Annotated in this window: 20 protein-coding genes, 4 tRNA genes and 1 riboswitch; of the genes, 14 read left to right on the top strand and 10 right to left on the bottom strand. The window is 73.3% G+C overall.

The annotated features are described in order from the left end of the window. The first annotated feature begins 80 nt into the window (after nt 1-80). Together ACGFWJ_RS14450 and ACGFWJ_RS14445 are read left to right on the top strand one after the other, a co-directional pair. Nucleotides 81-557 (top strand): globin domain-containing protein, encoded by a 477-nt coding sequence (locus tag ACGFWJ_RS14450; protein ID WP_392949027.1) that lies wholly within the window; start codon nt 81-83, stop codon nt 555-557. Nucleotides 558-569: 12 nt separating this feature from the next. Next, nucleotides 570-1,157 carry a globin domain-containing protein gene (locus tag ACGFWJ_RS14445; RefSeq protein ID WP_392949024.1) on the top strand — a complete coding sequence of 196 codons (588 nt, stop codon included), beginning with the start codon at nt 570-572 and terminating at the stop codon, nt 1,155-1,157. Nucleotides 1,158-1,723: 566 nt separating this feature from the next. Here the strand turns inward: ACGFWJ_RS14445 and ACGFWJ_RS14440 are convergent. The 3 genes from ACGFWJ_RS14440 to ACGFWJ_RS14430 all read right to left on the bottom strand — a co-directional run bounded on the left by ACGFWJ_RS14440 (nt 1,724) and on the right by ACGFWJ_RS14430 (nt 2,177). Next, a tRNA-Arg gene (locus ACGFWJ_RS14440) sits at nt 1,724-1,799 on the bottom strand. A 34-nt stretch (nt 1,800-1,833) separates the two neighbouring features. Then, nucleotides 1,834-1,909 (bottom strand) — tRNA-Arg (locus ACGFWJ_RS14435). Between the two features lie 177 nt (nt 1,910-2,086). Then, nucleotides 2,087-2,177 (bottom strand) — tRNA-Ser (locus ACGFWJ_RS14430). Nucleotides 2,178-2,378: 201 nt separating this feature from the next. On the opposite strand from ACGFWJ_RS14430, the gene ACGFWJ_RS14425 reads away from it, so the two are divergent. Further along, on the top strand, nt 2,379-5,615 hold the full coding sequence (locus tag ACGFWJ_RS14425) for a PAS domain-containing protein (protein ID WP_392949021.1): 3,237 nt from the start codon (nt 2,379-2,381) through the stop codon (nt 5,613-5,615). A gap of 7 nt (nt 5,616-5,622) precedes the next feature. Here the strand turns inward: ACGFWJ_RS14425 and ACGFWJ_RS14420 are convergent, their stop codons facing one another. Continuing rightward, entirely contained in the window at nt 5,623-7,056 is a 1,434-nt protein-coding gene (locus ACGFWJ_RS14420; RefSeq protein WP_392949018.1) for a sensor histidine kinase, read from the bottom strand. Beyond that, nucleotides 7,049-7,726 (bottom strand): response regulator transcription factor, encoded by a 678-nt coding sequence (locus tag ACGFWJ_RS14415; protein WP_392949015.1) that lies wholly within the window; start codon nt 7,724-7,726, stop codon nt 7,049-7,051. Before ACGFWJ_RS14415 ends, ACGFWJ_RS14420 begins: the two co-directional genes overlap by 8 nt. Before the next feature lie 134 nt (nt 7,727-7,860). Here ACGFWJ_RS14415 and ACGFWJ_RS14410 point away from each other — a divergent pair, with 134 nt between their 5' ends. After that, complete coding sequence (locus ACGFWJ_RS14410; RefSeq protein WP_392949012.1) at nt 7,861-8,487, top strand: PepSY domain-containing protein; 627 nt, start codon at nt 7,861-7,863, stop codon at nt 8,485-8,487. A gap of 67 nt (nt 8,488-8,554) precedes the next feature. Here the strand turns inward: ACGFWJ_RS14410 and ACGFWJ_RS14405 are convergent, their stop codons facing one another. Next, nucleotides 8,555-10,216 (bottom strand): long-chain fatty acid--CoA ligase, encoded by a 1,662-nt coding sequence (locus tag ACGFWJ_RS14405; protein WP_392949010.1) that lies wholly within the window; start codon nt 10,214-10,216, stop codon nt 8,555-8,557. Between the two features lie 358 nt (nt 10,217-10,574). Here ACGFWJ_RS14405 and ACGFWJ_RS14400 point away from each other — a divergent pair, with 358 nt between their 5' ends. After that, nucleotides 10,575-11,543 carry a DMT family transporter gene (locus ACGFWJ_RS14400; protein ID WP_392949008.1) on the top strand — a complete coding sequence of 323 codons (969 nt, stop codon included), beginning with the start codon at nt 10,575-10,577 and terminating at the stop codon, nt 11,541-11,543. 610 nt (nt 11,544-12,153) lie between these two features. Here ACGFWJ_RS14400 and ACGFWJ_RS14395 read toward each other — a convergent pair. Beyond that, nucleotides 12,154-13,518, bottom strand: coding sequence for an FAD-binding oxidoreductase (locus tag ACGFWJ_RS14395; protein WP_392949005.1), 1,365 nt, complete (start codon nt 13,516-13,518; stop codon nt 12,154-12,156). A gap of 105 nt (nt 13,519-13,623) precedes the next feature. On the opposite strand from ACGFWJ_RS14395, the gene ACGFWJ_RS14390 reads away from it, so the two are divergent. From ACGFWJ_RS14390 to ACGFWJ_RS14380, 3 genes are all read left to right on the top strand, one after another. Next, nucleotides 13,624-13,845 carry a hypothetical protein gene (locus tag ACGFWJ_RS14390; protein ID WP_387639492.1) on the top strand — a complete coding sequence of 74 codons (222 nt, stop codon included), beginning with the start codon at nt 13,624-13,626 and terminating at the stop codon, nt 13,843-13,845. Nucleotides 13,846-13,926: 81 nt separating this feature from the next. After that, nucleotides 13,927-15,414 carry a hypothetical protein gene (locus ACGFWJ_RS14385; protein ID WP_392949002.1) on the top strand — a complete coding sequence of 496 codons (1,488 nt, stop codon included), beginning with the start codon at nt 13,927-13,929 and terminating at the stop codon, nt 15,412-15,414. Nucleotides 15,415-15,418: 4 nt separating this feature from the next. Continuing rightward, a complete protein-coding gene (locus ACGFWJ_RS14380) occupies nt 15,419-15,979 on the top strand; it encodes an NUDIX hydrolase (RefSeq protein ID WP_392948999.1) in 561 nt (186 codons plus the stop codon). Nucleotides 15,980-16,049: 70 nt separating this feature from the next. Here the strand turns inward: ACGFWJ_RS14380 and ACGFWJ_RS14375 are convergent. Together ACGFWJ_RS14375 and ACGFWJ_RS14370 are read right to left on the bottom strand one after the other, a co-directional pair. After that, nucleotides 16,050-16,135 (bottom strand) — tRNA-Ser (locus ACGFWJ_RS14375). A 58-nt stretch (nt 16,136-16,193) separates the two neighbouring features. Next, nucleotides 16,194-17,951, bottom strand: coding sequence for a trypsin-like peptidase domain-containing protein (locus ACGFWJ_RS14370; protein ID WP_392948996.1), 1,758 nt, complete (start codon nt 17,949-17,951; stop codon nt 16,194-16,196). Between the two features lie 241 nt (nt 17,952-18,192). Further along, nucleotides 18,193-18,344, top strand: a riboswitch (TPP riboswitch). On the opposite strand from ACGFWJ_RS14370, the gene ACGFWJ_RS14365 reads away from it, so the two are divergent. From ACGFWJ_RS14365 to ACGFWJ_RS14350, 4 genes are all read left to right on the top strand, one after another. Then, a complete protein-coding gene (locus tag ACGFWJ_RS14365) occupies nt 18,335-19,693 on the top strand; it encodes a purine-cytosine permease family protein (RefSeq protein WP_387639503.1) in 1,359 nt (452 codons plus the stop codon). (Overlaps the previous riboswitch by 10 nt.) 79 nt (nt 19,694-19,772) lie before the next feature. Beyond that, nucleotides 19,773-20,585 carry a glycerophosphodiester phosphodiesterase gene (locus ACGFWJ_RS14360; RefSeq protein WP_392948993.1) on the top strand — a complete coding sequence of 271 codons (813 nt, stop codon included), beginning with the start codon at nt 19,773-19,775 and terminating at the stop codon, nt 20,583-20,585. A 247-nt stretch (nt 20,586-20,832) separates the two neighbouring features. Next, nucleotides 20,833-21,360 (top strand): ATP-binding protein, encoded by a 528-nt coding sequence (locus ACGFWJ_RS14355; RefSeq protein WP_392949447.1) that lies wholly within the window; start codon nt 20,833-20,835, stop codon nt 21,358-21,360. A 65-nt stretch (nt 21,361-21,425) separates the two neighbouring features. Beyond that, the gene (locus ACGFWJ_RS14350; protein ID WP_392948990.1) at nt 21,426-22,403 is read left to right on the top strand and encodes a DUF5926 family protein; all 978 of its coding nucleotides are present in this window, start codon (nt 21,426-21,428) and stop codon (nt 22,401-22,403) included. A gap of 190 nt (nt 22,404-22,593) precedes the next feature. Here ACGFWJ_RS14350 and ACGFWJ_RS14345 read toward each other — a convergent pair whose 3' ends face one another. Further along, nucleotides 22,594-23,250, bottom strand: coding sequence for a bifunctional DNA primase/polymerase (locus tag ACGFWJ_RS14345; RefSeq protein ID WP_387639511.1), 657 nt, complete (start codon nt 23,248-23,250; stop codon nt 22,594-22,596). Between the two features lie 349 nt (nt 23,251-23,599). On the opposite strand from ACGFWJ_RS14345, the gene ACGFWJ_RS14340 reads away from it, so the two are divergent. Then, nucleotides 23,600-24,970 (top strand): PP2C family protein-serine/threonine phosphatase, encoded by a 1,371-nt coding sequence (locus ACGFWJ_RS14340; RefSeq protein WP_392948987.1) that lies wholly within the window; start codon nt 23,600-23,602, stop codon nt 24,968-24,970. A gap of 127 nt (nt 24,971-25,097) precedes the next feature. Continuing rightward, the gene (locus ACGFWJ_RS14335) at nt 25,098-26,588 is read left to right on the top strand and encodes an aminopeptidase P family protein (protein WP_392948984.1); all 1,491 of its coding nucleotides are present in this window, start codon (nt 25,098-25,100) and stop codon (nt 26,586-26,588) included. Nucleotides 26,589-26,631 lie beyond the last annotated feature (43 nt).

The raw sequence follows: 26,631 nt of genomic DNA, 5'->3' as shown, positions 1-26,631 counted from the left end.
TGTCCGCAGCATCTGGATACCCGCCACGCCAGGCATCAACTCGCCCAAGCAGGCATCAATCGGACGCTACTGTCCAGTACTTGAGTGATCGTCAGATCGCCCTGTTGGAATTGGTGTGTTTATCAGTAGAGTCGGCGGGCGTGACTATTGATTCCGCGCTCATCAAAAGCAGCTTCGCCGCCGTCGAGCCCCACGGCAGCGATGTCACCGCATACTTCTACGCCCATTTGTTCGAGCACAACCCGGATGTCCGCAAGCTCTTCGCCGAGCACCTGAATGACCAGCAGGACCGCCTCTGGGCGGCGATATCCACCCTGGTCGACAAGCTCGACGACACCGACACCGTGGTCGAGGTGCTGCAGGGCCTGGGACGCCGGCACGCCGGGTACGGCGCCCTCCCCGAGCACTTCCCCGCCGTCGGCGCGAGCCTGCTGGCCGCCCTCGCGCACTTCGCCGGGGACGCCTGGGCGCCGGAGACCGCCGCGGCCTGGACCGCCCTGTACGGCGTCGTCGCGGAGGTCATGGGCGGCGCGCTGACCGAAGCCGCCGCAGGCTGAGGGGCCTCCCCGGTGCCCTTCGACCCCGCGGTCGTCCGTGCCGGCTTCGCCGTCGTCGAGCGCCGGGCCGACCAGCTGACCAAGTACTTCTACGCCCACCTGTTCACCAACAACCCCGGCGTCGAAGCGCTGTTCCCGGCCCGGCTCGCCGAACAGCGGGACCGCCTGATCGCCGCACTCGCCCAACTCGTGCTGCGACTGGAGGACCCGGAGAAACTCACCGGCTACCTGGCGGCGCTCGGACGCGACCACCGCAAGTTCCAGGCCGCGCCCGAGCACTACCCGGCCGTCGGCGCCAGCCTGATCGCCGCGCTGAAGCACTTCTCCGGGACCGCCTGGACCCCCGAGGTCGAGCAGGCCTGGACGGAGGCGTTCGGCATCATCGCCCAGGCCATGATCGACGCGGCCGCGGCCGTCCCCGCCGGCACCCCGCGCTGGTGGAACGCCGATGTGCTGGCCGTCCGCCGCGCCACCCCCGACCTGGCGGTGCTCACCCTGGCGCCCGACCACCCGTACCCGTTCACCGCCGGAACTGCACGTCCGCCGGGTCCCCGACGGGCTGCTGTCCACCGCACTGGTCGACGAGGTCCGGGCCGGTGAGACGCTCCGGCTCGGCCCGCCGCTCGGCGAGGCGGTGCTCGCCGAGGACTCCGGGCGGCCGCTGCTGATGGTCGCCGCCGGAACCGGCTGGGCCCAGATCAAGGCCCTGCTGGAGCAGCTCGCCCGGAACGGCGGCCGGCCCACCACCGTGTTCGTCGCCGCCCGCGACGACCGCGACCAGTACGACCTGGCCGCCGTGCACGACCTGGTGAAGGCGCATGCCTGGCTGCACGCCGTCCTGTCGGCGCCCGTGCCCGGCGCGTCCCGTGCCACCGCGATCCGCCTGCTCCGCGACGGCCTGCGCGACTACGGCACCTGCGCCGGCCACGACATCCACCTGTCCGGCCCGCCCGACCTCGCGCCCGCGCTCGCCGCCCAACTTCTCGACCAGCACGCCGATCCCGGGCTCATCCGGCACGACCCCGTCACCGCCACGTTCAACCGCAGCCGCCCGCTCACGCCCGCGGACTGGTTCCTGGAAGAACGCGAGGTGCTCTGGATCAACCGGACCGAACTCGGGACGGCATGACGACGAAGGCCCCGGGTGGAAACCCGGGGCCTTCGGTTGGTGCGCTCAGCAGGATTCGAACCTGCAACCTCTTGATCCGTAGTCAAGTGCTCTATCCGTTGAGCTATGAGCGCTCGGACGGCCCCTTGCGGAACCGCGAGCGGAGATTGGTGCGCTCAGCAGGATTCGAACCTGCAACCTCTTGATCCGTAGTCAAGTGCTCTATCCGTTGAGCTATGAGCGCTCGCCCCGTCGGCCTTGGCCTCCTGGGCGGTGCGGGGACAACATTACATGACCGGCGACCTGGGGCGAAATCGATTGCCGGGGACCCCGTCAAGACCGCCGCAGAGGCCGCTGGACGAACAGTGGCCGACAACGCGGAAGCCCCGCCGGTCAGTGACCGACGGGGCTTCCGGTGAAGCGGAGGCGGAGGGATTTGAACCCTCGATGGACGGTAAAGCCCAAACCGCATTAGCAGTGCGGCGCCATAGACCGGACTAGGCGACGCCTCCAACACCCGGACTGCGACCGGGACTCCGGCGCACTCCGTGCGACTGAGATGATGCCACAGCCGAAGGCTCCGGCACCAACCACCACAACGATACTGGCCGGGTCGTCCACGGCGCAAAGAAGAATGAGATACTCCAGTCTCCGAGGAGAGCCAGAGCCGCCCGTCGAAGCGGCGGCCCGAAGGCGTGAGGAGACCTGTCGACGTGAGCAGCAGGCCGACCCGAGGCGCTGCTCGCCTCGCCGCGATACTCGACGCACTGCCCGATCCGTTGCTGCTGGTGAACTCCAACGGCACGGTGGTCGACGTCAACAAGGCCGCCGTGGAGAGCCTGCAGGCACCCGGCACCTCGTTGGTCGGACGGGGAGTGCTGGACCTGCTGCCGGAGTTCGACCCCAGCCGAATCCCCGGTTCGATGCGGCCCCCGGCGAGCGAGACCCAGAGCCTGGAACTACCGGTCCGGATGACCGCCCGACGCACCGACGGCACCACCTTCACCGTCGAAGTGTCGGGCAACGACTTCACCGACGAGGGCGGCGGGGAGGCGCACGGATTCCTGTCCTTCACCACGACGGACCAGGACCTGCTGCTGCTCCTGGTCCGTGACCTGTCGACCCGCCTGGGTGTGGAGACCGAACTCCGGCGCCAGCACAAACAGACCGAGATGATCCTGCGGGCCGCCGCCGAGGGCGTCCTCGGCGTCGACCTGGAAGGCCGCGTGGTGCTGGTCAACCCGGCCGCCGCGCACATCCTCGACTTCCGGGCCAGCGAGCTCGGCGGCCGCGAACTGCACCCGCTGATCCAGCACTCGCAGCCCGACGGCAGCCCGCTGGCCGCCGAGAGTTCGGCGCTGAACGACACCCTGCACTCCGGCCGCAAGCACCGGATCCGCAACACCGTGCTGTGGCGCAAGGACGGCAGCCCCGTCACCGTCGACCTGACCACCGCACCCGTCCGGGACGGCGAGCAACTGGTCGGCGCCGTCATGACGTTCACCGACCGCACCCACGAACTCGCCCTCACCGCACGCAACGAGCACCTCACCGCCGTGCTGGAGTCCGAACTCGGCGGCGCGCTCGGCGCCCTGCACCGGCGGATCGACGCGCTCGCCGCCGACCCCGCCGGGCAGCTCTGGCCGGAGGCCAACTGGACGCTGCGCCGGCTCGCCGACGAGTGCCGCCGGTTCGGCCGGCTGATAGAGGGCGTACTGGAGCACCAGCGCTTCGAGGCCGCCGCCGAGCGCGGCAAGGCCGCCCTGGACCGCGAGCGGATCGGCCTGGACGAGGTCGTGCAGCTGGCCGTCGACCGGGCCGGCGAACTGGTCGGCCCCGGCCGGGTCCGCTACTCGGTGCACGCCGCCGCCGTGAAGGTGCTCGCCGACCGCGAGCGGCTCGCCCAGGCGCTCGCGCACCTGGTCGCCGACGTCAGCGGCGTCACGCCCGTGCCCGAACCCGCCCGCGCCGAGGACGAATCCGCCACCACCGGCGGCGCGTTCGCCGGGCCGGCGCCGGACCCCGGGCAGCCGCCCATGGTGGTGCTGGCCGCCGCGCAGCGCGGACAGGTCGCCCGGATCGAGGTGCGCGGCCCCGCGCAGACCGCCAGCGCCGTCCACCTGCCGATCGCCCGCGCCGCCGTCCAGCGGCACGGCGGCGTCCTGCAGCGGCACGACCTGCCCGGCGGCGGCGGGGCCACCTACGTGGTGGAGCTGCCGCTCGACCCCGACGGCGGCGACGGCGACACGCCGGACAAGCAGCAGCACGTCCCCAAGGACTCCGACACCGCGATGCTGCCCGACCTTCCCGGGCAGCCCCCCGCGGCCGAACCGGCCAAGGACGACACGCCGTCAACGCCCGAGCCGGCCGAGGACGGTGCCACCCCCGCCGCCCGGGCCGACGACACCCAGGGCTCCGGCCGGCGCCGGGCCCGCCCCGCCCGCGAGGAGGACGCCCGGCCCGAACCGGCCGCCCCCGGGGCGCCGATCGCGCTCGGGCCCGGGCCGTCCGCCGCCACCTCCTCCGCCTCGGCCGAACCGGCCGAGAGTGGAGCCGCCGGGGCCGGCCAACTGCCGAGTGCCGAGCCGCCCACGCGTACCGGGCGGCGGGCCCGCCGGGCGCACGCCGGTTCCGGCGACAGCATGCCGGCGCTGCAGCTGCCCGGTATCCCGGACCCCGGGACGCCCGTCTACCCGGGGCTGGAGCACGCGCTGCCGGCCGGCCCGCCGGAGCCCGTCGTGCCGCCGACCCAGCCCACCGGGCGGCGGCGACGGCTGGCGCTGCCCGCCGACACCGCGGAGAGCGCGGAGGAGGTGACGACGGTTCTGCCGCCCGTCCCCGCCGGGGCGCCGGAGCCGTCCACCGCGCTGGAGGTCGCCGCCCGGCCCGCCGCGCCCCCGATGCCCGCCACGCCGCCGCCGGCCGGGGATGCCGGCCAGCCGCAGCCGGTCGGCACCGGGCTGGGCGGGCTCGTCCCGCCGCGGCCGCTGGCCGCCTTCCCGGGCGCGTTCCCGCAGCCCGGGGCGCCGCAGCAGGCCGAACTGCCCGCCGCCCCGGCCGAGACGGCCCCGCACGCCGTCAACGGGCAGGCGCTGCCCGCCGGTTCGGGCGAGGGCGGCGGCGCGCTGGCGCTGCCCGCCGGGCCCGGCGCGGTCGAGGGGCGCACACCGCCCCGGCCGATCGCCGAACTGGCCCCCGCCAAGGAACCCGCGTTCGACGGCCCCCGGCCGCTGCTGGTGTGGCCCGAACCCGACCCGTCCACCCACGACGCGCTGCAGAACCGGGGCTTCCGGCCGGTCGTGGTGGCCTCCCGCGAGGAGGTCGACGCCCAGGTGCCGCAGGCCCCCGCCGCGCTCTTCGTCGACCCGCTGACCGGGCCGATCACCCGCACCGCCCTGCAGGCGCTGCGCACCGCCGCACTGGCCGGGCGGATCCCCGTGCTGCTGGCCGCCGGCCTCGGCCAGGCCACCCGGGACGCCGCCTACGGAGCCGACCCGGCCGTGCTGCTGCGGGCGCTGGCCCCCCGGGACAGCGAGAACCACGCCGCGCGGGTCCTGCTGGTCGAGTCCGACCCCGAGGTGGCCGCCGCGCTGGTCGCCAGCCTGGAGCGGCGCGGCATGCAGGTGGAGCACGCCGCCGACGAGAACGAGGCGGTCGCCCGGGCCAGCAGCATCCAGCCCAACCTGGTGGTGCTCGACCTTCAGCGGATCGAACACGGCGACCTCGGTCTGCTGGACTGGCTGCGCGCCAACGACCGCCTGCACCGCACCCCGCTGGTGGTGTACACCTCGGCCGACCTGGACCCGCAGGCCCGCGCCGGGCTGCGCACCGGCGCGAACGTGCTGTTCCTGGCGGAGCGCTCCACCACCGACGAGGTGCAGCGCCGGATCGTCGAACTTCTGGCCCGGGTCGGCGCGTTGGGGCAGGTGGCGACGGCCGCGTCGTTCTGACCGCCCGTCAGTTCTGTTCGACTCCCGCCCTCGGCAGGCGGGCGACCAGGCGGGCGCCGGTGCGGGCGGGCTCGGCGGCCAAGGTGCCGCCGTGGTGCCCGGCGAGGTCCCGGGCGATGGCCAACCCCAGTCCGGCGCCGCCGAGTTCGCGGCTGCGGGCGTCGTCGAGCCGGGTGAAGCGCTCGAACACCCGCTCCCGGTCACCCTCCGGGATGCCCGGCCCGTCGTCGCGCACCTCCAGCACCACCAGCGGCCCCTGGACGGCGAGTTGGACCTCCACCCGGCTCGTGGCGTAGCGCTGGGCGTTGTCGACCAGGTTGGTGAGCAGCCTGGTCAGCCAGGTGCGGTTGCCCAGCACGTGGGCCCCCTCGGCGAGTTGGGACGTGACCGGGATCCGGTCGGCGGTGCGGGCGGCCAGCGCGGCGGCGAACAGGGCGGTCAGGTCGAGGAGTTCTACGGATACCGGGTCGGCGGCGTCCAGCCGGGCGAGCAGCAGCAGGTCGGCCGCCAGGTCCTGCAGGCGGACGGTGTCCTCCAGCGCGTCGGCGAGCAGTTCGGGCCAGAGCTCCGGGTCCGGGTGGGCCAGTGCCACCTCCAACTGGGTGCGCAACACGGCGATGGGGCTGCGCAGTTCGTGCGAGGCGTCGGCGATGAAACGGCGCTGGCGCAGGCCCGCGTCCTCCAGCCGGTCCAGGGTGGCGTTGACGGTGACGGCCAGCCGGGCCACCTCGTCGCCGGTGTGCGGGACGGGGACCCGGCGGTGCAGGTCATGGCCGGTGATTTCGGCGACCTCGGCCCGGATCGCCTCCACCGGGCGCAGTGCCCGGCCGGTGACCCGCCAGGTGACGGCCGCGACCAGCAGCACCAGCACCGGGACGCCGACGGCGAGCGCGGTGCCGGTGGTGTCCCCGGCGGCGTCCACGTCGCGCAGCGAGGTGCTGGCGTGGACCACGAGATAGCCGTCCGGGCCGGTGACGGGCATGGTGATCACCCGCGACCGGTGCTCCTGCATCCGCGGCACGGGCATCAACGGCTGGGCACCCTGGGCGGGTTGGGGCTGCTCCTTCGCGGCGGGCGGTACCGGCGGCGGGGCGAGGGGGTGCGCCAGCAGGTCCGGGGTGGCGGCGACCGGGCGGCCCTGACCGTCCACCACCCAGATGGAGGTTCCGCCGTGCAGGGGGAGGATCGACGGCAGGTGCTCGCGGGCGGCCAACTCGACCACCTTGCCTGCCTGTTCGACCGCGGAGTCCTGGGCGGTGCGGAGCAGGTTGGCGTGGAGCACGGCGAGCAGCGCGGCCGAACTGCCGCCCAGCGCGAGCGTCACCACGGCGGTGGCGGCGAAAGTGGCCCGGGCCCGCACCGAGCGCGGCAGCAACCGCCGCAGGCGCGGCGGGACTTGGAGGCGGCGGAGGGCCGGGAGGCGGCGCACGCGGTCAGCCACCGTCCGCCGCCAGCCGGTAGCCCGCGCCGCGGACGGTGCCGACGGCGCTGCGGCCGAACGGGGCGTCGATCTTGCGGCGCAGCGCGCTGATGTGGACCTCGACGATGTTCGGGTCGCCGTCGTAGGCCGAGTCCCAGACCCGTTCCAGGATCTCGCGCTTGGAGACCACCCCGCCGGCCGCCCGGGCCAGGCACTCCAGGACGGCGAACTCGCGGGCGGTGAGCCGCACTTCGGTGCCCGCGCGGGTGCAGCTGTGGCGGGCCGGGTCGATCGCCAGGTCGCCGAACTCCAGGGTCTGCGGCAGACGGCGGCCGGTCCGCCGGACCAGGGCGCGCAGCCGGGCCACCAGCACCACGTACGAGAACGGCTTGGACAGGAAGTCGTCGGCGCCGGTGTCCAGCGCCTCGGCCTCGTCGAGTTCGCCGTCCTTGGCGGTGAGCATCAGGATCGGGGTGTCGTCGCCTGCGGCCCGCAACCGGGCGCAGACCCGGTAGCCGTTCAGGCGGGGCAGCATGATGTCGAGCACGATCACGTCGTAGTCGTGCTCGGTGGCCAGCCAGAGGCCGTCCTCGCCGTCGTGGGCGACGTCGACGGCGAACCCCTCGGCCCGCAGGCCGCGTTGCAGTGCGGCGGCGAGCCGCCGTTCGTCCTCGACCACCAGTACGCGCATGGGAACCAGCGTCGCAGGCGCCGGATCCGGCGGTGCGGGCGGCTTCAGCTTGGCTTCAGGCGGGTGGCGGCATGCTGGGCGCCCGGCCGGCGGATTCGGTCCCGGCCGGGTCGTCGAGGGGAAGTGGGACGCAGATGTCCGAGCCGCAGTCGCCGGAGTCGTTCGAGTCCGGTGCCGAGGAGAAGGTCGCCGTGGCGGCCCGACCGACGCTGCGCAAGCGATACATCCGGCTGCCGGAGCGGCGAGGCCGCCGCTGGGTGCTCGGCGCGGCCGTCGCGCTGGTGCTGGGGGTCGGTGTGGCCGGCGCCGCCGCGGTGGCGGCGCACCACTCCGGCCGGGAACGGCCGCCGATCGCCCCGTTCGCGATGCGGGAGCCGGGGGCTCCCGGGGCACCGAACGCATGGGGAAGCGATTACGGGAAGCACCGGAGCGGGGAGCAGAAGGGCGACGGGAAGGTGGCGCACCGCGGCGCCCAGGGCGACGGGAAGGCGCAGCCGGGTAGCGGGAAGGCGCAGCCGGGCGGCCGGGCGGCGAAGCTCGCGCCGGCCGCGCTGCCGGCCGTGCCCGCCGATCAGGCGGTGGCCAAGGCGGCCGGCGCGGTGCCCGGCGGCAAGGTGGACGCGCTGTCGGTGGTGGGCCGGGAGGGCGGCGGCAGCTCCTGGGCGGTCGAGGTGCTCGGCACGGACGGCGTCCGCCACCAGGTGATGGTGGACGGCACCGACGGGTCGATCACCGCCAACACCGTCGTGAACGGCCGCTGACCGTACCCGAGGGCCCCGCCGCAGGACCGAGAACTGCGGCGGGGCGTTCCGGGCGGACCGCGCGTGGTCAGCCCTTGCCGATCACCGTCACGTCCAGGCGGTCGGCTGCGTAGTCGGCGCGGATCACCTTCTTGTCGAACTTGCCCACCGAGGTCTTCGGCACCGCCTCGATCACCGACCAGCGTTCCGGCAGCTGCCAGGAGGCGACCCGCTCGGCCAGGAAGGCGCGCAGTTCGGGGAGGCCGACGGTGGCGCCGGGGCGCAGGACGACGGTGGCGAGCGGGCGTTCGCCCCACTTCTCGTCGGGGACGGCCACCACGGCGGCCTCGGCCACCTGGGGGTGGGCCATCAGGTGGTTCTCCAGGGCCTGCGAACTGATCCACTCCCCGCCGGACTTGATCACGTCCTTGGCCCGGTCGGTGAGGGTCAGGTAGCCGTCGGCGGTGATGGTGCCGACGTCGCCGGTGCGCAGCCAGCCGTCGGGGCTGAACTTGTCCTCGGGACGCTCGGGCTCGCCGTTCGCGCCGCCGAAGTACGCCCCGGCGATCCACGGGCCGCGCACCTCCAGCTCGCCCTCGGCGACGCCGTCGTGCGGCATCACCTCGCCGCCGGGGCCGATCAGCCGGGCCTCCACGGAGGCGGGGAAGACGCCCTGGGTGATCCGGTAGGTCCACTCGTCCTCGCCGTTGACGCCGGCCGGCGGGTGGGCGACGGTGCCCAGCGGGGAGGTCTCGGTCATGCCCCAGGCGTGGATGACCCGGATGCCGTGCCGCTCCTCGAAGGCCTTCATCAGCGCGGGCGGGCAGGCCGAGCCGCCGATGACGACGGACTTCAGCGTGGAGGTGTCGTAGTCGCCGGCGTCCAGCTCGTCCAGCAGGCCGTTCCAGATGGTCGGGACGGCGGCGCCGAAGGTCGGCTTCACCCGGTCGATCATCTCGGCCAGCGGCTTGGGCTGCAGGAAGCGGTCCGGCATCAGCAGGCTGGAGCCCGTCATGAACGCCGCGTGCGGGATGCCCCAGGCGCCTACGTGGAACATCGGCACCACCGGCAGCACGATGTCGCGGGGGGTCAGGCCGAAGCTGGCGGGGGCGATGATCTGCATCGAGTGCAGGTAGATCGACCGGTGGCTGTACACCACGCCCTTGGGGTCGCCGGTGGTACCGGACGTGTAGCAGAGCACGGCGGCCTGCTTCTCGTCGATGTCGGTCTGCCACGGGTAGTCGGTCGGGCGGCCCTCGATCAGCGCCTCGTAGTCGTGCACCGTCCCCTCGAAGCCCGCCAGCAGCGCCGGGTCGTACGGGCCGGAGACCACCAGGTGGCGGACGACGTCGGCGAGCTTGGGCAGGACGGCGGCGAGCAGCGGCAGCACCGAGCCGTTGACGATCACCACCCGGTCCGCGGCGTGCCGGACGATGTACTCCAGCTGGTTGGCGGGCAGCCGCAGGTTCAGGGTGTGCAGCACCGCTCCCATGGACGGGATCGCCAGGTACGCCTCCTGGTGCTCGGTGTTGTTCCACATCAGCGTGGCCACCACGCTGCCGTCCGTGACCCCGAGTTCGTCCCGGAGGGCGTGGGCGAGCTGTGCGGCGCGGCCGCCGACCTCGGCGAAGGTCCGCACGACCGGGCCGTTCTCGGTCCAGGTGGTGACGGTCGACCGGCCGTGGATGGTGGCCCCGTGCTGCAGAATCCGGGCGACAGTGAGTGGAACGTCCTGCATCGTGCTGTACACCAGGGGTCCTCCTTGACCGGCCGGCGGATTGTTACCCGCAGGTAGTAGGCGATGCCTCCGATTGTTTCCCCGGCACACCCGCGCTGTCAGTAGCCGCAACCGAGATGAGACCGACGCCGCCGACCTGCGCGGCTTTCCGTCTCCGCGCGTGTCCGCCCGGGTCCGCGGCGTGTTCGGGATGCGGGGCACGTCACAGTTCCATGGTCGCGCGTCGGGGTCGCTGACCGGCCGTCAGTTCGCCCGGGCGGCACGCGCCGCCGACGCCCGCGGGTCTTGATTCGCCCCTCAGTGCACCCCGGCTTGCCTCTGGCGGTAACCGTCTTTGACCAAAGACACTCCTTACGCCACACTCGATCTCATGCCAGGCACCTCCCTCACCGTCGAAAGCACCACCGACATCCCCGCCATCGCCTCCGTTTCCAAGGTCACCAGTTCCGGCCGAGCCCGGGCAAGCGGAATGCGACGACGGCTGGGCGGTATCCCGGCACCGGTGCTGTGCGTGGTCTCGATGGTGGCGGTCCAGCTCGGTGTGGCGGCCTCCAAGCCGCTGTTCGGGGTGCTGGGGGTGGCCGGCGCGACCTTCCTGCGGATCTCCTTCGCCGCCATCGTGCTGCTCGCCTTCACCCGCCCCCGGCTGCGCGGCCGCAGCAAGCGCGACCTGGCGCTGGCCGGACTGCTCGGCGTGGCGTCCGCCGGCATGACCCTGCTGTTCGCCGCGGCCGTCGACCGGCTGCCGATGGGCACCGCCGCCACCATCGAGTTCCTCGGCCCGCTCGCCGTCGCCCTGGTCTTCGCCCGGCGCGCCGGACACGTGCTGTGGGCGATGCTCGCCGCCGCCGGCGTGGTGCTGCTCACCCTGTTCGGCCACGGCGAGTCCGGCTCCAGCCTGGACCCGGTCGGCCTGGCCTGCGCCTTCGGGGCGGCCGCCTGCTACTCCGGCTACATCCTGTTCACCGACAAGGTCGGCGCCGCGTTCAAGGGCTTCGAGGGCCTGGCGGTCTCCTTCACCGTCGGCATGGTGGTGCTCGCCCCGTTCGGCGCCGCCGAGGCGATGCACGGCCTGTCCGGCTCCGACTCCCCCGCCCTGCTGCTGCTCGCGATCGCGGGTGTCGCCCTGCTCTTCCCGGTGCTGCCGTACGCGCTGGAGATGGTCGCGCTGCGCCGGATGTCCCAGCGGGTGTTCAGCGTGATCGTCAGCCTGGACCCGGCGGTCAGCGCGCTGGTCGGGCTGCTGGTGCTCGGCCAGGTGCTGGGCCTGCCGCAACTGTTCGGCATCTTCTGCGTGGTGGCCGCCAGCGTCGGGGCCACGCTCACCTCCAGGCGGTAGGGCCTCCGCGGTAGGGCCTCCGCGGTAGGGCGTCCTCTTCCGAACACCCCTCGGGGGCGCGGTGCCGTTCGCGGCTGCCGCGCCCCCGAGGGGTTTCTGCTAGTCCTGCTCCCCGAGGCGGGTGACCCTTTCCACTCCCGGGTACTCCGGCGGTCCGTGCTCGGGCCGGTCCGGCGCCCCCGCCGGTCCGGCCGCACCTCCCGCCGGGAGGTCAGTAGCGCGCCATGGATTTCCTCCGTGCTGCCGATGTCCGGTTCCGATGGTCACTGCTGATGACCGTGAATCGCTGTCCTGCACTTCCCTGCACTTCTTCCTGGGAACAGAATTCCGCAACAAATCGACAAAGCACCAGCACCACTGGGCCTTTTCCCTCGTTCGCGTGATACCGAGGTCGCCGCACGGGGTGGCCGGCCGCTGGTTGCACGGCTGTTGAGCTGCGCTTCTGCCCGGACGGCGGAGCGCAGGCCGCCGCTTTCCGGCGAGTCGTTCCACCCCGCAGGCGCACGAATGGTGCGCCCGCGCCCCGGTCACAGCCGAGATGACCGTCAAATGTCGATTTTTATCCGCACGCCAGGGGCAATGGAAATCCGATCCGAATTCAGAACGATCCTCAGATCATCTTTCCCGGGTTGAGCAGACCCAGCGGATCGAAGACCGCCTTGATCTGCCGCTGCAGCTCCAGCCCGACCGACCCCAGCTCCCGGGCCAGCCACTCGCGCTTCAGCAACCCGATGCCGTGCTCGCCCGTCACCGTGCCGCCCAGCTCCAGGCCGAGCGCCATGATCTCGTCGAAGGAGATCCGGGCCCGCTCCGCCTGCTCCGGATCCTTGGCGTCGAAGATCACCACCGGGTGGGTGTTGCCGTCGCCCGCGTGCGAGACCACGCCGATGGTCAGCCCGTGCCGCTCGGCGATCTCCGCGACGCCGTTCAGCATCGCGGCCAGCGCGCTGCGCGGCACCGCCACGTCGTCGATCATCGTGGTGCCCATCCGCTCCAGCGCGGGCAGCGCCAGCCGGCGGGCCTGGAGCAGCAGTTCGGACTCGGCCCGGTCCTCGGCCGGCACCACCTCGGTGGCCCCGGCGGCCGTGCACAGCGCGCCGACCGCGGCCAGCAGCTCGCGCTGGTCCGGGCCGTCGAAGGCGACCAGCAGCAGCGCCCTGGTGGACTCCGGCAGCCCCATCTGCGCCATCTCGTTGACCGCCCGGACGGTGGTGGCGTCCATCAGTTCCATCAGCGAGGGCGTGAACCCGGCGGCCATCACGTCGCACACCGCCCGCCCGGCGGCGTCCACCGAGTCGAACTCGGCTGCCAGCACCAGCTGCGGGCCGGGCGCGGGACGCAGCGCGAGCACCGCCTCGACCACCACGCCGAGGGTGCCCTCGGAGCCGACCAGCAGCCTGGTCAGGTCGTAGCCCGCCACGCCCTTGGCCGTGCGCCGGCCGGTCCGCAGCAGTCGGCCGTCGGCCAGCACCACGTCCAGGCCGAGCACGTACTCGCTGGTCACGCCGTACTTCACGCAGCACAGGCCGCCGGCGCCGGTGCCGATGTTGCCGCCGATGGTGCAGGACTCCCAGCTCGACGGGTCCGGCGGGTAGGCCAGCTGCTGGGCCTCGGCGGCCCGGGACAGTTCGGCGTTGACCACGCCGGGCTGCACGATCGCGATCCGGTCGACCGGGTCCAGGTGCAGGATCCGGTTCATCCGGGTCAGCGAGAGCAGGATGCAGCCGTCGACGGCGTTCGCGCCGCCGGACAGGCCGGTGCGCGCGCCCTGCGGCACCACCGGCACCCGCAGTTCGGTGGCGGTGCGCATCACGTGCTGCACCTGCTCGACCGTCTCCGGAAAGACCAGCACGGCCGGCTCGCCCGCCTCGCAGAATCCCGCCATGTCGCGGGCGTACGCGCCCGTGACGTCCGGGTCCACCGCGACGGCGCCGTCCGGCAGTCCGTTGCTCAGCCGCTCGACCAGCTCACTCACGACAACCTCCACTCGTTCCGCCCGCACTCTCCTCCCCTGCCCGGCCCCCCGCAATCGTCACCAGCCACTGTCGGGCTGTCGGTCGGTTCGGGCACCCTGGTACCCATGCGCGCACCCCGTGTCCAGTGCCCCGCCTGCGGCCGTCCGGTCGCCCTCATGCCCACCCGCCGCACCGGCTACGGCATCGTCCACGACCACAAACGCGACCGCCGCTCGCTGGTGCTGTGCGACGGCAGCATGCGCCAACTCCCGTTCAGCGACGCCACCCTGTGGCAGGACGCGCTGCCCGGCCTGCCCGCCCAGGACGGCGAACCCACGCTGTTCTGACGGCCCGTCGCCCCGGGGCTGGTCAGTACCGGACGCCACGAGTAGCGTCCCCGTGCGACGGTTCGTCCTGGGGGGCACGACATGGCGTACGACGACGGCACGCGGTACCAGTACCTGGAGTCGCTCGACTCGACCCGGACGACCTGGCCCGGACCGGACCGCACGGCCGAGGGGCACGAGGACGAGCTGCATCTGCAGATCTTCACCGAGGTGCTGATGACGCTGGCGCTCGGCCGCGAGGTGGTCGTCCCGCAGTCGTACGCGTTCGACTCGTTCGGGTTCCAGCAGGTCGCGGCCACCGTGCTGCGGGCCCGGGACAGCGGCGCGGCGGGCGAACACCCGTTCCGGCTCCACCTGTTCGGGGTGCGCTCGTACGAGGAGGCGGTGGCCGGCATCCTCGCCCAGGCGGGTGATCCGGCCAGTCCGTTCCTGAGCAGCCTGCTGCCCGAACTCAACGACCCCACCGAATACGGCCTCGACCCCGGCGACGTGCGGGAACAGGCCGCCGACTTCGACCGGCTGCTGAACGCCGAATGGCTCGACCCGGAACGGGCCGACGGGCTGGCGGTGGTCCGCGACGAGTTCCGGCACCTCCCCCGGGTCGCCGCCCGGCCGCCGGCCCGGCTGTACGCGCTCGGCGAGCTGGTGCTCGCCGCCGTCGACGAGACCTCGCCGATGGGCCGGGCGGTGGCGGACCTGCCCGAGCCGTACCGGGAGGTGCACGCCACGGTGGCCACCGCGATCCGCCGGCTCGGCGCCGACCGCCCGCACGCGTTCCACCACCGCAGCCGGCTGCGACTGGCCCGGCCGTGGCCCGGCGACGCCGCCGGACGGACCCCCGAGGAGATCGTCGGCGGGCCGGAGACCCTCGGCCTGCTGGTGGAGTTCGTCGACACCCTCTACAACCTGATCGTGGTGGACTCCATCGGCGTCGCCGACACCACCCTCAGCACCGGCCAGGGCCACGACGACAACCGGCTCGCCGCCCGCGCCACCGCCCAGGAACTCGCCCTCGCCCAGTACCGCCACCGGGCCGGACGGAGCCTCCCGGAGACCGACGAGACCTCGGACGGGCCACTGTTCGAGGTGAAGGTCGGCGCGGCGGCCGGCCTCACCGACGAACGGGTACGGGCCCGGATGGCGGCGCTGCGCACCGACGCCGCCGACGCGATCGCCGCCCTGCTGCAGGCCCGCGCCGAACGCGGCCGCACCGCCAAATCGCCGTTCTGGCAAGGCATTGAGCGGCTGCGCGCGGCCGAGGACCCGCTCTCCGCGCGCAAGGCGCTGGACGCCCACCTGAGCCGGGTCGCCGCCATCCTCGGCGACCGGACCGGCCTCGTCCCGATCGGCGGGATGGCCGTCGAACTGATCCTCACCGCGGCCGGCACGGTCGGCCCCGCGCTGGCCACCGAGGTGTGGAAACTGCCCGGGCTGGTCGGCTACCCCGCGATGGCGGCCGGCGCCGTCGGCAACGTCCTGTACCGCAAGGGCAAGGAGAATGTGGCACGCCGGCTCTCCACCCGGCGGCTGGCGTGCGCGCTGGGACGAGTCGTCGACGTGAGGAGCTGACGCCATGACAGACACCGAGCACACAGACGCCATCCGCCGCACCCGCGAAGTCCTCGCGTACCGCAACAGCTTCGTCGACGTCTACGACGACGAGGTCGCCTTCCCGAGCGGGACCGCCGGGCACTACCTGAGGATCCGTCACCGCGACGAGGGCCTCGGCGTGGTGATCATCCCCGTCCACGACGACCTGATCGGACTGGTCCGCACCTACCGCTACCCGCTCGGCCGCCCCCAGTGGGGCCTGCCCCGCGGCTTCTCGCAGAGCGCCGACCCGCTGGTCACCGCGCGGGCCGAACTGCACGAGGAACTCGGCGTCCCCGACGCCGAGTTCGAGCTCCTCGGCACCATGACCCCCGACTCCGGCCTGCTCGCCAGCACCGTCGCGATCGTCCACGCCACCGTCCGCGACACCCCCTCCGGCACCCCGCTGCTGCCCGACGAAGTCACCGAAACCCGCTGGCTCCCCCTCCCCGACCTCCGCCACTGGATCACCACCGGCCACCTCGACGACGGCATGACCCTCGCCGCCCTCACCCTCGCCCAGGCCCACGGCCGCCTCCCCTGACGGCCCCTCACCCCGCGGACGCCGAACGGCCCCCGACCGGAAACTGCAGGTCGGGGGCCGTTCTCAGGCGCGGAGGGTGTGGGATTTGAACCCACGGTGACCAGAGGCCACGACAGTTTTCAAGACTGTTCCCTTAGGCCGCTCGGGCAACCCTCCTCGGCGGAGGCCAGCCTAACGGGTCGGGGCGGGTTCGGTGCACTCCGTGGTGGAGGGGTCAGTTGTCGCCCTTGCGTTCGCCGAGGGTGACGGTGGTCTTGGCGGCCTTGCCGTCGCGGGTGTACTCGACCTCGACCTTCTCGCCGGGCTTGTGCGTCCAGATCTCGCTGACCAGGGTCGGGCCGCTGTCGATGGAGATGCCGCCGAGCTTGGTGATGACGTCGCCGGCCTTCAGGCCGGCCTGGTCGGCGGGGCCGCCGGGGGTGACGGCGGGGGTGTCGCGGACGGGGGCGGTGGCGATCTGGGCGCCGTCGCCGCGGTAGTCGTCGTTGCGCAGGACGCCGAGGATCGCGTAGACGGGGGTGCCGTCCTTGATCAGGGTCTGGGCGACCCACTTGGCCTGGTTGATCGGGATGGCGAAGCCGAGGCCGATGGAGCCGGCCCGGCCGGAGCCGCTGGTGTTCGACTGGATCGCCGAGTTGATGCCGATGACCGAGCCGGAGCTGTCGAGCAGCGGGCCGCCGGAGTTGCCGGGGTTGATCGACGCGTCGGTCTGCAGGGCGTTCATGTACGAGGAGTTGGCGCCGGTCTCGTCGCCGGAGGCGACCGGGCGGTCCTTGGCGGAGATGATGCCGGTGGTGACGGTGCCTTCAAGGCCGTAGGGCGCGCCGATGGCGATGGTGGAGTCACCGATGGCGACCTTGTCGGAGTCGCCGAGCGGCAGCGGGACGAGCTTGTCCTTGGGCGGGTTGTCGAGGCGGATCACCGCGACGTCGTAGCCCTCGGCGCGGCCGACCACGGACGCGGTGTACGAGGACCCGTCGGAGAACTTGACGGAGAGCTTGCCGCCCTTGGCGGCGGGCGCGACCACGTGATTGTTGGTCAGGATGTGGCCCTCGGTGTCGAAGACGAACCCGGTGCCGGTGCCGGACTCGCTGGAGTTCGAGGCCTTGATGGTGACGGTGGACGGCAGCGCCTTGGCGGCGATCCCGGCGACGGACTCGGGGGCCCGGTCCAGGGTCTGGTGGGCGTTGCCGACGCTGACGGTGGTGCTGGTGTGCTTGGTGCCGCTGTCGCCGTTCCCGCCGGAGACGCTCGCGCCGATCGCGCCACCGGCCAGGCCGGCCACCAGGGCGACCGCCGCGACCAGCGCGACCAGGCCGCCGCGCTTGCTCTTGCCGGAGCCGCCGCCCGGAGCGGGCTGCGGGCCGCCCCACGGCGCACCCGGCTCGCCCGGCCCGCCGACGCCGCCCGGACCGCCGGCCGGGTGGCCCCAGCCGCCCACCGGGTGACCGGCGCCGAACGGGTGCTGCCCTTCCCCGGGGGCGCCGGGGACGCCAGGGACGCCCGGGGTGCCCTGCGGGTCGTGGGCGACCGCGGTCGGCGCGAACGGGTTGGCCGCCACGGGCTGGGCATCGGGGGCCGACGCGTAGGGGTTGGCCGGTGCCTCCTGGGCGTGCGGCGGCACGGCCGGGGCGACGGTGGTCGGCGTGTAGGGGCTGGCCGGCTCGCTGACGCTGCCGTACGGGTTCTGGAACGGCGGCGGCGCGTCCACCGGAGCCGGAGCCGGAGCCGGGGCCGGGGCCACCGGCGGGGCCGCCGGCGCGGCGGGGACCTTCCCGAGCTGCATGGTCTGGTCGGGCACCGGCGCGGCGGGCGCGGGCGCCGTCGGGGCCGCCGGCAGCACCGGCGGCGGGGCGTCGAGGTAGGAGGGAGCGGGCGCGGGCGTTCCGGCGGTGGCGGCGGCCGCCTCGGTGCCGGTGGCCTCGGGGGCCTTCTCCGGCGGGGTGGTACCACTCGCGTGCTCGGTGCTCACGGACGACCTCCATCGCTGACAGAACCTTGGGCTGCGGTCCGTCGCTCGGTCGGCGCGGCCACAGCCTCGGGGCACAGTTTTTCCTATGCCGGATTCGGACACCGTAAGCGGGCCCCTGAAGAAATCATGAGAAGCCTTAGGCCTCGCTGACATGGACATCAGTGGTCCCGCGATGCGGACGCCGTTCCCCCCGGCCTTGGCGTTCTCCCACCCGGAGGCTAGCCTGTCGCTCCTGTAAACCGAAGAACGTCGCGGGAGCTTGGACCAGCCAGGCTGAGAGTGCGCCGGATCGACCGTAGGGCATGGCGGTGTCGCCACCCCGGTCGAGGGGGCGCTGACCGCCGGAACCTGTCCGGGTAATGCCGGCGTAGGGAGTATCGGCCATGACGGCTGTTCCGTCTGCCCCAATTTCCGATCTTGAGACGGCCGCGCGGGCCGAGGCCCCGCTGACCCTCGACACGGCGCCGCCGCGGACGCTGGATTTCCGGGCGCTGTTCGCGCTGTGGGCGAACCTCGGGGTGAGCCTGATCGGGTTCACCAGCGCCGCGACGGTGCTGGGCAAGCAGGGCCACGAGCTGGGCTTCACCGCGGCCGTGACGGCGATCGTGGCGGGTACCGCGATCGGCACCGCGATGCTCGCGGTGGCGGCGCTGGTGGGCGCCCGCACGGGCGCGCCGGCCATGGCGGTGCTGCGCGGTCTGTTCGGCACCCGGCTGTCGTACGTGCCGACGGTGCTGAACATCCTGCAGTGCGTCGGCTGGGGCGTGTACGAGCTGACGGTGATCGCCTGGGGTGCCCAGACGGTGGCCGGCACCGAGGGCTGGCGCTGGCTGTTCGTGCTGCTGGCGGGCGTGCTGACGACGGTGCTGACGATCTGGCCGCTGGGCGCGATCGCGGTGCTGCGCAAGTACGTGGCCGTCGCGGTCGGTGTGGCGATGGTGTACTTCACGGTGCAGTTCGCCCGGCTGGGCTTCCCGGACCCGGGTGCGGGCAACTGGGACGGCTTCCTGTCGGCCACGGACGCGGTGATCGCGGTGTCGATCTCGTTCGTCCCGCTGGCCGCCGACTACACCCGGCACGCACGTACCTCGGCGAGCGCGTTCTGGGGGACGTTCTCCGGCTACACGGTGGCCCAGGTGTGGTGCTACGTGCTGGGCGTGGTGGCGCTGTTGCAGTCCGGCGGCGACCCGGAGAAGATCCTCGGCTCGTTCACCGGCGTGGCCGCGGGCTGGGCGTTCCTGCTGGTGCTGGTGCTGCGCGAGTCGGACCAGTCGTTCGCGAACGTGTACTCGACGGCGATGTCGATCCACAACCTGTGGCCGAAGGTGGACCGGCGGGTGCTGACCGGCGGCATCGGCGTGCTGGTGACGGTACTGGCGCTGCGCATCAAGGAGTTCACCGACTCGTACTACGCGTTCCTCGGCCTGATCGGGTCGGTGTTCGTGCCGCTGTTCGCGGTGCTGGCGGTGGACTACTTCCTCGGGGCCGGCCGGCGCGGCTGGAACCTGACCCAGGACGCCCCGGCGCGCTGGGTGATGCTGGCGCCGTGGGCGCTGGGCTTCGCGGTGTACCAGTTCCTGGCGCCGACCGCGGTGGCCGGCTGGTGGACGGACCTGTGGACGCAGGCGCAGGAGGCCGTGCACTTCACCCCGCAGGCGTGGAGCTCGGCCTCGCTGTTCTCGTTCCTGGTGGCGGCGCTGGCGACCGGCGCGGTGGCGGCCGTGGAGCGCCGCAAGGGCTGACGCCGCATCAAGGGCTGTTCACCGCAGTGTTGCCGGATCGGAAGCCACCCGTCATCCGGTGCCGCGTAGGCTGGTTGACGTGAACACCCAGCACAGCGCCTCGGCCCCGCTCCCCGCTCCGATCGACCGCTCCGCGGTCAAGGTGATCGCCCACCGAGGGTCCTCCGCGGCCCTTCCGGAGCACACCGAGGAGGCCTACAAGCGGGCGCTGGAGGAGGGCGCGGACGGACTGGAGTGCGACGTCCGGGTCACCGCCGACGGGCAGTTGGTGTGCGTGCACGACCGCAACGTCCGCCGCACCTCGGACGGGCAGGGCGTGGTGTCGACGATGACGCTGGCGCAGCTGTCCGCGCTGGACTTCGGCTCGTGGAAGCACCCGGAGCAGCCGCAGCGCAGCTCCGTGCTGACCCTGGAGCGGCTGCTGGAGCTGGTCGCGGACACCGGGCGGCGGGTGGAGCTGGCCATCGAGACCAAGCACCCGGTGCGGTACGCGGGCCGGGTGGAGTCCGAACTGCTGCGGATGCTCGGCCGGTTCGGGCTGCTGCCGGCCACGCCGGAGGAGTCCACGGTGCGGGTGATGAGCTTCTCGGAGCTCGCCCTGCACCGGGTCCGCCGGAACGCCCCGGCGGTGCCCCGGGTGTACCTGTGGGAGCGCCCGGTGCCGCTGCTGGGCCGCACCAAGGCGCTGCCGGGCGGCGCGTCGATCGCCGGCCCGGGCATCTCGCTGGTGCGCCGCGACCCGGACCTGATCCGGGCGCTGCGCCGGGCCGGCCACCGCGTGCACGTGTGGACGGTGGACCGCCCCGAGGACGTCGAACTCTGCCTGGAACTGGGCGTGGAGGCGCTGATCACCAATCGACCGGCCGACGTACTGGCCCAGTTGGGCCGCTGACCGCGCAACCGGCGGGTGGCACCCGCGCCCCATAGGCGTGACAGAAATACCGAACGGGGTATTTCCTGTTGGCCATTCGGACAAGCCCCCCGGTGAGACCGAAGGTGAGACGCTCCTCACCTTTTGGCCGCCCGTCGTGCGGATCTCGTTAATGCCGCGATCGGATCGTCGAACTCCCGTTTCCGATGCATTAACGGCGGGCATCCATCCCTCGGCAGAAGCTGAAGGAGGTCCGGGGGTGGCGTTGATGGTGGCGCGAGCTTTGCCAGTTCAGGCCGGGTCGACCTCATCGGCCATGGCCGTTCCGCACGGTCCGGCCAGTGTTTCGACCGCGCGGCGGAGGCTGCGCGACGATCTCGGTGATCGCTCGATACCGGACGGGGTGATTGACGACGCGGTGTTGATCCTCTCCGAACTGCTCAGCAATTCCTGTCGTCACGCCAGACCGCTGCCGGCCGATGATCCCGACGAGGCGGACAGATCGTCCGAGTGGCATCCGCACGGCGATGACGACGCGGAGATCGGTACGGTGCTGTGGAGTTGGCGGATGCGCGGGGACGGTCTGCTGACCCTCGAGGTGACGGACGGTGGGGCGACCACCCGGCCGGTGCCGGCCAGCCCGTCGGTGTCGGCGCACGGCGGCCGGGGGCTGAGCATCGTCGGCAAGCTGGCCCGGGACTGGGGGGTGCGGCACGCCCCCGGTCAGGTGACGGTGTGGGCGGAGCTGCCGGTGTTCGAGCAGGTGGTGGGCGGCGGGGAGCGGCGCAGCGCCTGAATCCCGGGCCGCGGGCGAAGTAGGCTGCGCGGTGCAAAGTCCGACGTCCCCGGGAGAGCCGCACCATGGCCAAGAAGGCCGCGAAGAAGCAGCCCAGCCAGTCCACCGTCGTCGAGGGCGAGATCCCGGTCGTCGGAGCGCGCGAGGCGTGCCCGTGCGGCTCGGGCCGCCGGTACAAGGCCTGCCACGGCCGCGAGGCGGCGCACGCGGTGCAGGAGTTGGTGCACCGGCCGTTCGAGGGCCTGCCGGGCGAGGCGGACTGGGTGGCGCTGCGCGAGCTGGTGCCGGCCGCCACCGTGCCGCTGACGCTGGCCGCCGGGGTGGCCGAGGAGGCCATCGGCACCGTCCCGTCGGTGACGCTGGCGACGGTGCTGCCGCTGGCCTGGCCGGCGCTGCGGCGGGCGGACGGCTCGATCCTGCTGGGCCTGCAGACCCAGTCGTCCTCGGGCGACCTGAGCCGTGACCTGGCGGACGCGCTGGAGCTGGCGCTGGCGACCGAGCCGGGCACCCCGGTGCCGGCCCGCCGGACCAACCCGGGCGGCCGCCGCCTGCAGGAACTGCTCGACACCACGGCCGATTTCGTGCCCACCGTGTTCACCGGGTTCGAATTCTGGCTGGAGGACGCCGAGTCGGCGACCGGCGAGGTGGCGGCGTCGCTGGAGCGGGCGAACGCCTCGGCGATCCCGACCGAGAAGCTGGCCGGCGTGGACTCCGCGTACTGGTGCGGCACCCCGGACAAGAACCACCTGCGCTGGGTGATGACCGTGCCGGAGGAGCAGCTGCTGGACGCGCTGGCCCGGCTGACGGCGGCCGGCGAGAGCTCGCTGGGCGAGAACACCAAGCTGGTCGGCTCGTTCCGGGCGCACGGCCTGACCGTGCCGGTGTGGGACCTGCGGGTGGACATGACCGCCGCCGAGGTGGAGAAGCCCGCCGTCGAGTTCGCCGCGAAGCTGGCCGAGGTGCTGGCCGCGCCCGCGCCGCTGACCGCCGAGGAGCGCCGCGCCCGCGCCAACCTGGTGAACCGTCAGATCACCCTCAACTAGCAGAGCAGTGACCGGCGTCACATTTCCGCCAGACGGCCGAAAATCCCAAGGTCCTTTCGGCGTGGACAAATTGGCGCGGAGCCGGATCTTTGTTACTGTTTGAACAGTCCGACCGCTGGTGCATCCCCCGTCGCCAGCGGTCGGGCCTTTTTTGTCTCCGGGCCTACTGCGCAACGGACCTGACGGAAGGTCAGCAGTACGGCAGGGCGACCGCGCTCGCGGTGATCAACCCGCCCAGCAGGGTGCCGACCTCGGGCAGCCAGGGCCGGCCGTGGCCGGGGCGGCGCACCCAGTGCACCGGGCCCGCGCCCGTCCGCGAAGGCGGCAGCACCAGGTAGCCGCCCGGCCCGTGATAGCGCAACGTACCCGGCACCCACGGCCGTTCGGACAGCAGCGCGCCCAGCTCCGGCAGCGTGTACGGCGCGGTCAGCAGCACGAACCGGCCCGGCGCGCCGAGCACCGGGCCGAACGGGACGCCGGTCTCGTCCAGGTGCCGCAGCAGCCACGGCCCGGCCGCGCGGGGCAGGCTCACCGCGCACAGCGACCGGCCGGTGGCCGCCAGCACCGGCGCGCCCGGCGCGCGCCGCTCCCACCAGTGCCGGACCATCCGCGGATCGGTGGTGGCCGCCTCCAGCGGCGGGTCGCACGGGTGCGCGCCGGGCGCCGGACAGAGCCGGTCCGGGCACGAGCAGGCCGGTCCGCGCAGCGCCCGCGCCCCCGGCACCACCGGCCAGCCGCAGCCGGCGGCGGCCTGCAGCGCGGCGGCCAGCGCCAGCGTCCGGCCTCGGCGGCCCGGCCACCACTGGCCGACCCGCTCGGTCAGCGGCTCTTGGCTGTGTCGGCGCATGGCGGCTCGTTCCTCTCCGCGTCGGTCGGCCTGGGCCGGGGGTGCGGGCGGGTGCGGGCGCGCTCATGCCCACGCCGCTCCGCTGGAACGAGAATCCCCCATACGTCCGGATGGACGCGCCTCCGCCGACGCCGGTTCCACCGTACGAGTGAGTGCCCGGCGCCCCGGGTGGCACCTGCGGGGCCTCGCCGTACGATCCCTGGCACGTTCGGCCCGTCGCAGTCCTGGACATGCCCCGATCGGCCTGTGTACAAGTGGGGGAATCGTGCCGAGTAGTGAGTAAAGACATCGTTTTCGGTCGGTCTCGGGGCTCCTGCGTGACACGTTCCGGATTGTGGGGAGTTGCGACATGACCGACGTCCAGCCGCTGGCGGCCGAGGCCCTGAGGTCCGAGCCGGTGCTGCTGCCGGAACTCGGCGAGGTGCCCTCGGCGGATCTGCAGGACCGTTTGGCCGGATGGCTGTCCGATTTCACCAGCCTCCAGGAGCACTTGGAGCTGCTGGCCCGGGCCGACGGGCTGCCCGGCACCCTCGACGCGCTGCTGGACTCCGGCGCGGCACTGCTCGGCGCCCGCCGCGGCCTGGTGGTCACCCTGCGGCCCGGGCCGGCCCGCACGCTGGCCCGGCCGGTCGGCCTCGGCCTGGACCCGGCGACGCTCGGCCAGCTGGAGACCATCCCCGCCGAGCACGGCCCGTTCGCCGAGCTGCTCAGCCTCCCCGGCGCCACCGGCCGGCTGCTGATCTCCGACCTGGCCACCGACCCGACGGTCGGCCCCCGGTTCCGCGAGATCGCCGCCCGGCTCGGCCTCGGCGCCTGCTACGCGCTGCCGCTGGCCACCGCACGCGAGGGCGCGCTCGGCGCCGCCGTCTGGTTCTACGACGAACCGGGCCGCCCCGACGAACGCCGCGAGCACCTGGTGCGCCGCTACTGCGAGTTCGCCTCCCCGCTGCTGGCCCGCCAGCTGGAGGCCGACCGGGCGGTGCGCGCCACCGCCGCGCTGCGCCGCTCACTGCTCCCCGACCACCTGCCCGCCCGGCCCGGCCTGCGGATCGCCGCCCGCTGCGTGCCCGCCGCGCTGGAGCACGCCGCGGGCAGCGACTGGTACGACGCGGTCCCGCTGCCGGACGACACCCTGGCGCTGACCGTCGGCAGCGTGCTCGGCGGCGGCCCCAGCGCCGGACCGGGCGCGGGCGTCGGCGCCGCCGCCGCGATGGGCCGGGTGCGGGCCGCGCTGCGCGCCTACGCGGTGCTGGAGGGCGAGGACCCGGTGTCGGTGCTCGGCGACCTCGAGCTGCTGCTGAAGACCACCGAGCCGACCCGTTCGGCGACCGCCGTGTACGCCAACGTCGACCCCGCCGAGCGCCGGATCGCGCTGGCCGGGGCGGCGAACTGCCCGCCGGTGCTGCTCACCCGGTACGGGGCGAACTTCGTCGAGACCTCGCTGTCCGCGCCGCTCGGCATGCTCAGCTGCTGGGAGGCGCCCGGGGTGGAGCTCACCGCGGAGCGCGGCGACGTGCTGGTGCTGTACACCGAGGGCCTGGCCCGCCGGTTCGGGTCCAACCTGCACGCCGGGCAGAGCGCGCTGCGCCGGGCCGCCGCGGACGCCCCCCGCGACATCCGGCTGGACCCGGAGCGGCTCTGCGACCACCTGCTGGCCGAGGCCGGCGGCGAGGACCCGGGCGAGGACGACCTGGTGCTGCTGGCGGCCCGCTTCGAGTAGCACGAAACCGCAGCTCGAACAGCCTTTCTTCACTGGAACGGCCCTACGTACCATGGGGGCGACGTCCGCCCTCGCGCCCCGCGACCCGGGGAGTGCGGGGCGGTACCACGCGCAAGGAGGCGACGTAGTGACCGAGGACCGCAGCCCGGCGGAGTCCGAGAACCCCGAAGGGACCGCCGACGGCGAGGAGGACGAGCCGATCAAGAGCCGCAAGAACGGCCTGTACGGCGACATCTCCGACGAACTCGCCGCGTCCATGCGTTCCGGCTGGGCCGACACCGAACTGCACGGCCTGCAGCCGGTCGCCCAGGCCCCGTACGCGGCCGAGCGCCGCGCCAAGCTGTCCGCCGCCTTCCCGGGCGAGCGGCTGGTCGTTCCGGCCGGCAACCTGCGCACCCGCGCCAACGACACCGAGTACGCGTTCCGCGCCGCCAGCGAGTACGTGCACCTGACCGGCAACCAGACCGAGGACGCGGTCCTGGTCGGCGAGCCCGTCGAGGGCGGCCACGACTTCGTGCTCTACCTGCTGCCGCGCTCCGACCGGGAGAACGGCGAGTTCTGGCTCAGCGGCCAGGGCGAACTGTGGGTCGGCCGCCGCAACTCGCACGCCGAGGCCGAGCAGCTGTACGGCCTGCCCGTGCGGGACGTCCGCAAGGCCGCCGAGGAGCTGGCCGCGGCCACCGTCCCGACCCGCCTGGTGCGCGGCTACGACGCCGCCCTGGAGACCGCCCTCGCCGAACAGCTCGACGCCGAGAAGGACGACGAGCTGACGGTGTTCCTGTCCGAGCTGCGCCTGGTCAAGGACGAGTGGGAGATCGGCGAGCTGCGGGCCGCCTGCACCTCGACCGTCAACGGCTTCACCGACGTGGTGCGCGAGCTCGGCCAGGCCGTCGCCACCTCCGAGCGCTGGATCGAGGGCACCTTCTGGCGCCGCGCCCGGGTCGAGGGCAACGACGTCGGCTACGGCACCATCGCCGCGGCCGGCCCGCACGCCACCACCCTGCACTGGGTGCGCAACGACGGTGACGTCCGCCCCGGCGAGCTGCTGCTGCTCGACGCCGGCGTGGAGACCAGCACGCTGTACACCGCCGACGTCACCCGCACGCTGCCGATCGACGGCCGGTTCAACCCGCTGCAGCGCAAGATCTACGACGCGGTGTACGACGCCCAGGAGGCCGGCATCGCCGCCGTCCGCCCCGGCGGAACCTTCCGCGACTTCCACGACGCCGCGCAGCGGGTGCTCGCCGAGCGCCTGCTGGAGTGGGGCCTGATCGACGCCTCGGTGTACGACGTGGAGAAGGTGCTGGAACTCGGCCTGCAGCGCCGCTGGACCCTGCACGGCACCGGCCACATGCTCGGCCTGGACGTCCACGACTGCGCGCACGCCCGCCGCGAGAGCTACGTGGACGCGGTGCTGGAGCCCGGCATGGTGCTGACCGTCGAGCCCGGCCTGTACTTCCAGGCCGACGACCTGACCGTCCCCGAGGAGTACCGCGGCATCGGTGTCCGGATCGAGGACGACATCCTGGTCACCGCCGACGGCAACGAGAACCTGTCGGTGGGCCTGCCCCGGCAGGCCGACGAGGTGGAGGCCTGGATGGCCTCGCTGAACGGCTGATCCCGTTGACCAGCTGATCATGCATCGCACCGAAGCCCCCGTC

The sequence above is a fragment of the Kitasatospora sp. NPDC048407 genome, from assembly GCF_043200475.1.
Taxonomy (GTDB): domain Bacteria; phylum Actinomycetota; class Actinomycetes; order Streptomycetales; family Streptomycetaceae; genus Kitasatospora.
Note: the sequence above shows the minus strand (reverse complement) of the source record. Positions and strands in the feature narration are given on the sequence as shown.

What these genes read in the sequence shown, in the direction of transcription:
- ACGFWJ_RS14340 (WP_392948987.1), top strand. Translation starts at nt 23,600, where the DNA reads ATGACCGACGTCCAGCCGCTGGCGGCCGAGGCCCTGAGGTCCGAGCCG.
- ACGFWJ_RS14365 (WP_387639503.1), top strand. Translation starts at nt 18,335, where the DNA reads ATGACGGCTGTTCCGTCTGCCCCAATTTCCGATCTTGAGACGGCCGCG.
- ACGFWJ_RS14415 (WP_392949015.1), bottom strand. Translation starts at nt 7,726, where the DNA reads ATGCGCGTACTGGTGGTCGAGGACGAACGGCGGCTCGCCGCCGCACTG.
- ACGFWJ_RS14350 (WP_392948990.1), top strand. Translation starts at nt 21,426, where the DNA reads ATGGCCAAGAAGGCCGCGAAGAAGCAGCCCAGCCAGTCCACCGTCGTC.
- ACGFWJ_RS14345 (WP_387639511.1), bottom strand. Translation starts at nt 23,250, where the DNA reads ATGCGCCGACACAGCCAAGAGCCGCTGACCGAGCGGGTCGGCCAGTGG.
- ACGFWJ_RS14390 (WP_387639492.1), top strand. Translation starts at nt 13,624, where the DNA reads ATGCGCGCACCCCGTGTCCAGTGCCCCGCCTGCGGCCGTCCGGTCGCC.
- ACGFWJ_RS14355 (WP_392949447.1), top strand. Translation starts at nt 20,833, where the DNA reads ATGGTGGCGCGAGCTTTGCCAGTTCAGGCCGGGTCGACCTCATCGGCC.
- ACGFWJ_RS14380 (WP_392948999.1), top strand. Translation starts at nt 15,419, where the DNA reads ATGACAGACACCGAGCACACAGACGCCATCCGCCGCACCCGCGAAGTC.
- ACGFWJ_RS14410 (WP_392949012.1), top strand. Translation starts at nt 7,861, where the DNA reads ATGTCCGAGCCGCAGTCGCCGGAGTCGTTCGAGTCCGGTGCCGAGGAG.
- ACGFWJ_RS14385 (WP_392949002.1), top strand. Translation starts at nt 13,927, where the DNA reads ATGGCGTACGACGACGGCACGCGGTACCAGTACCTGGAGTCGCTCGAC.
- ACGFWJ_RS14400 (WP_392949008.1), top strand. Translation starts at nt 10,575, where the DNA reads ATGCCAGGCACCTCCCTCACCGTCGAAAGCACCACCGACATCCCCGCC.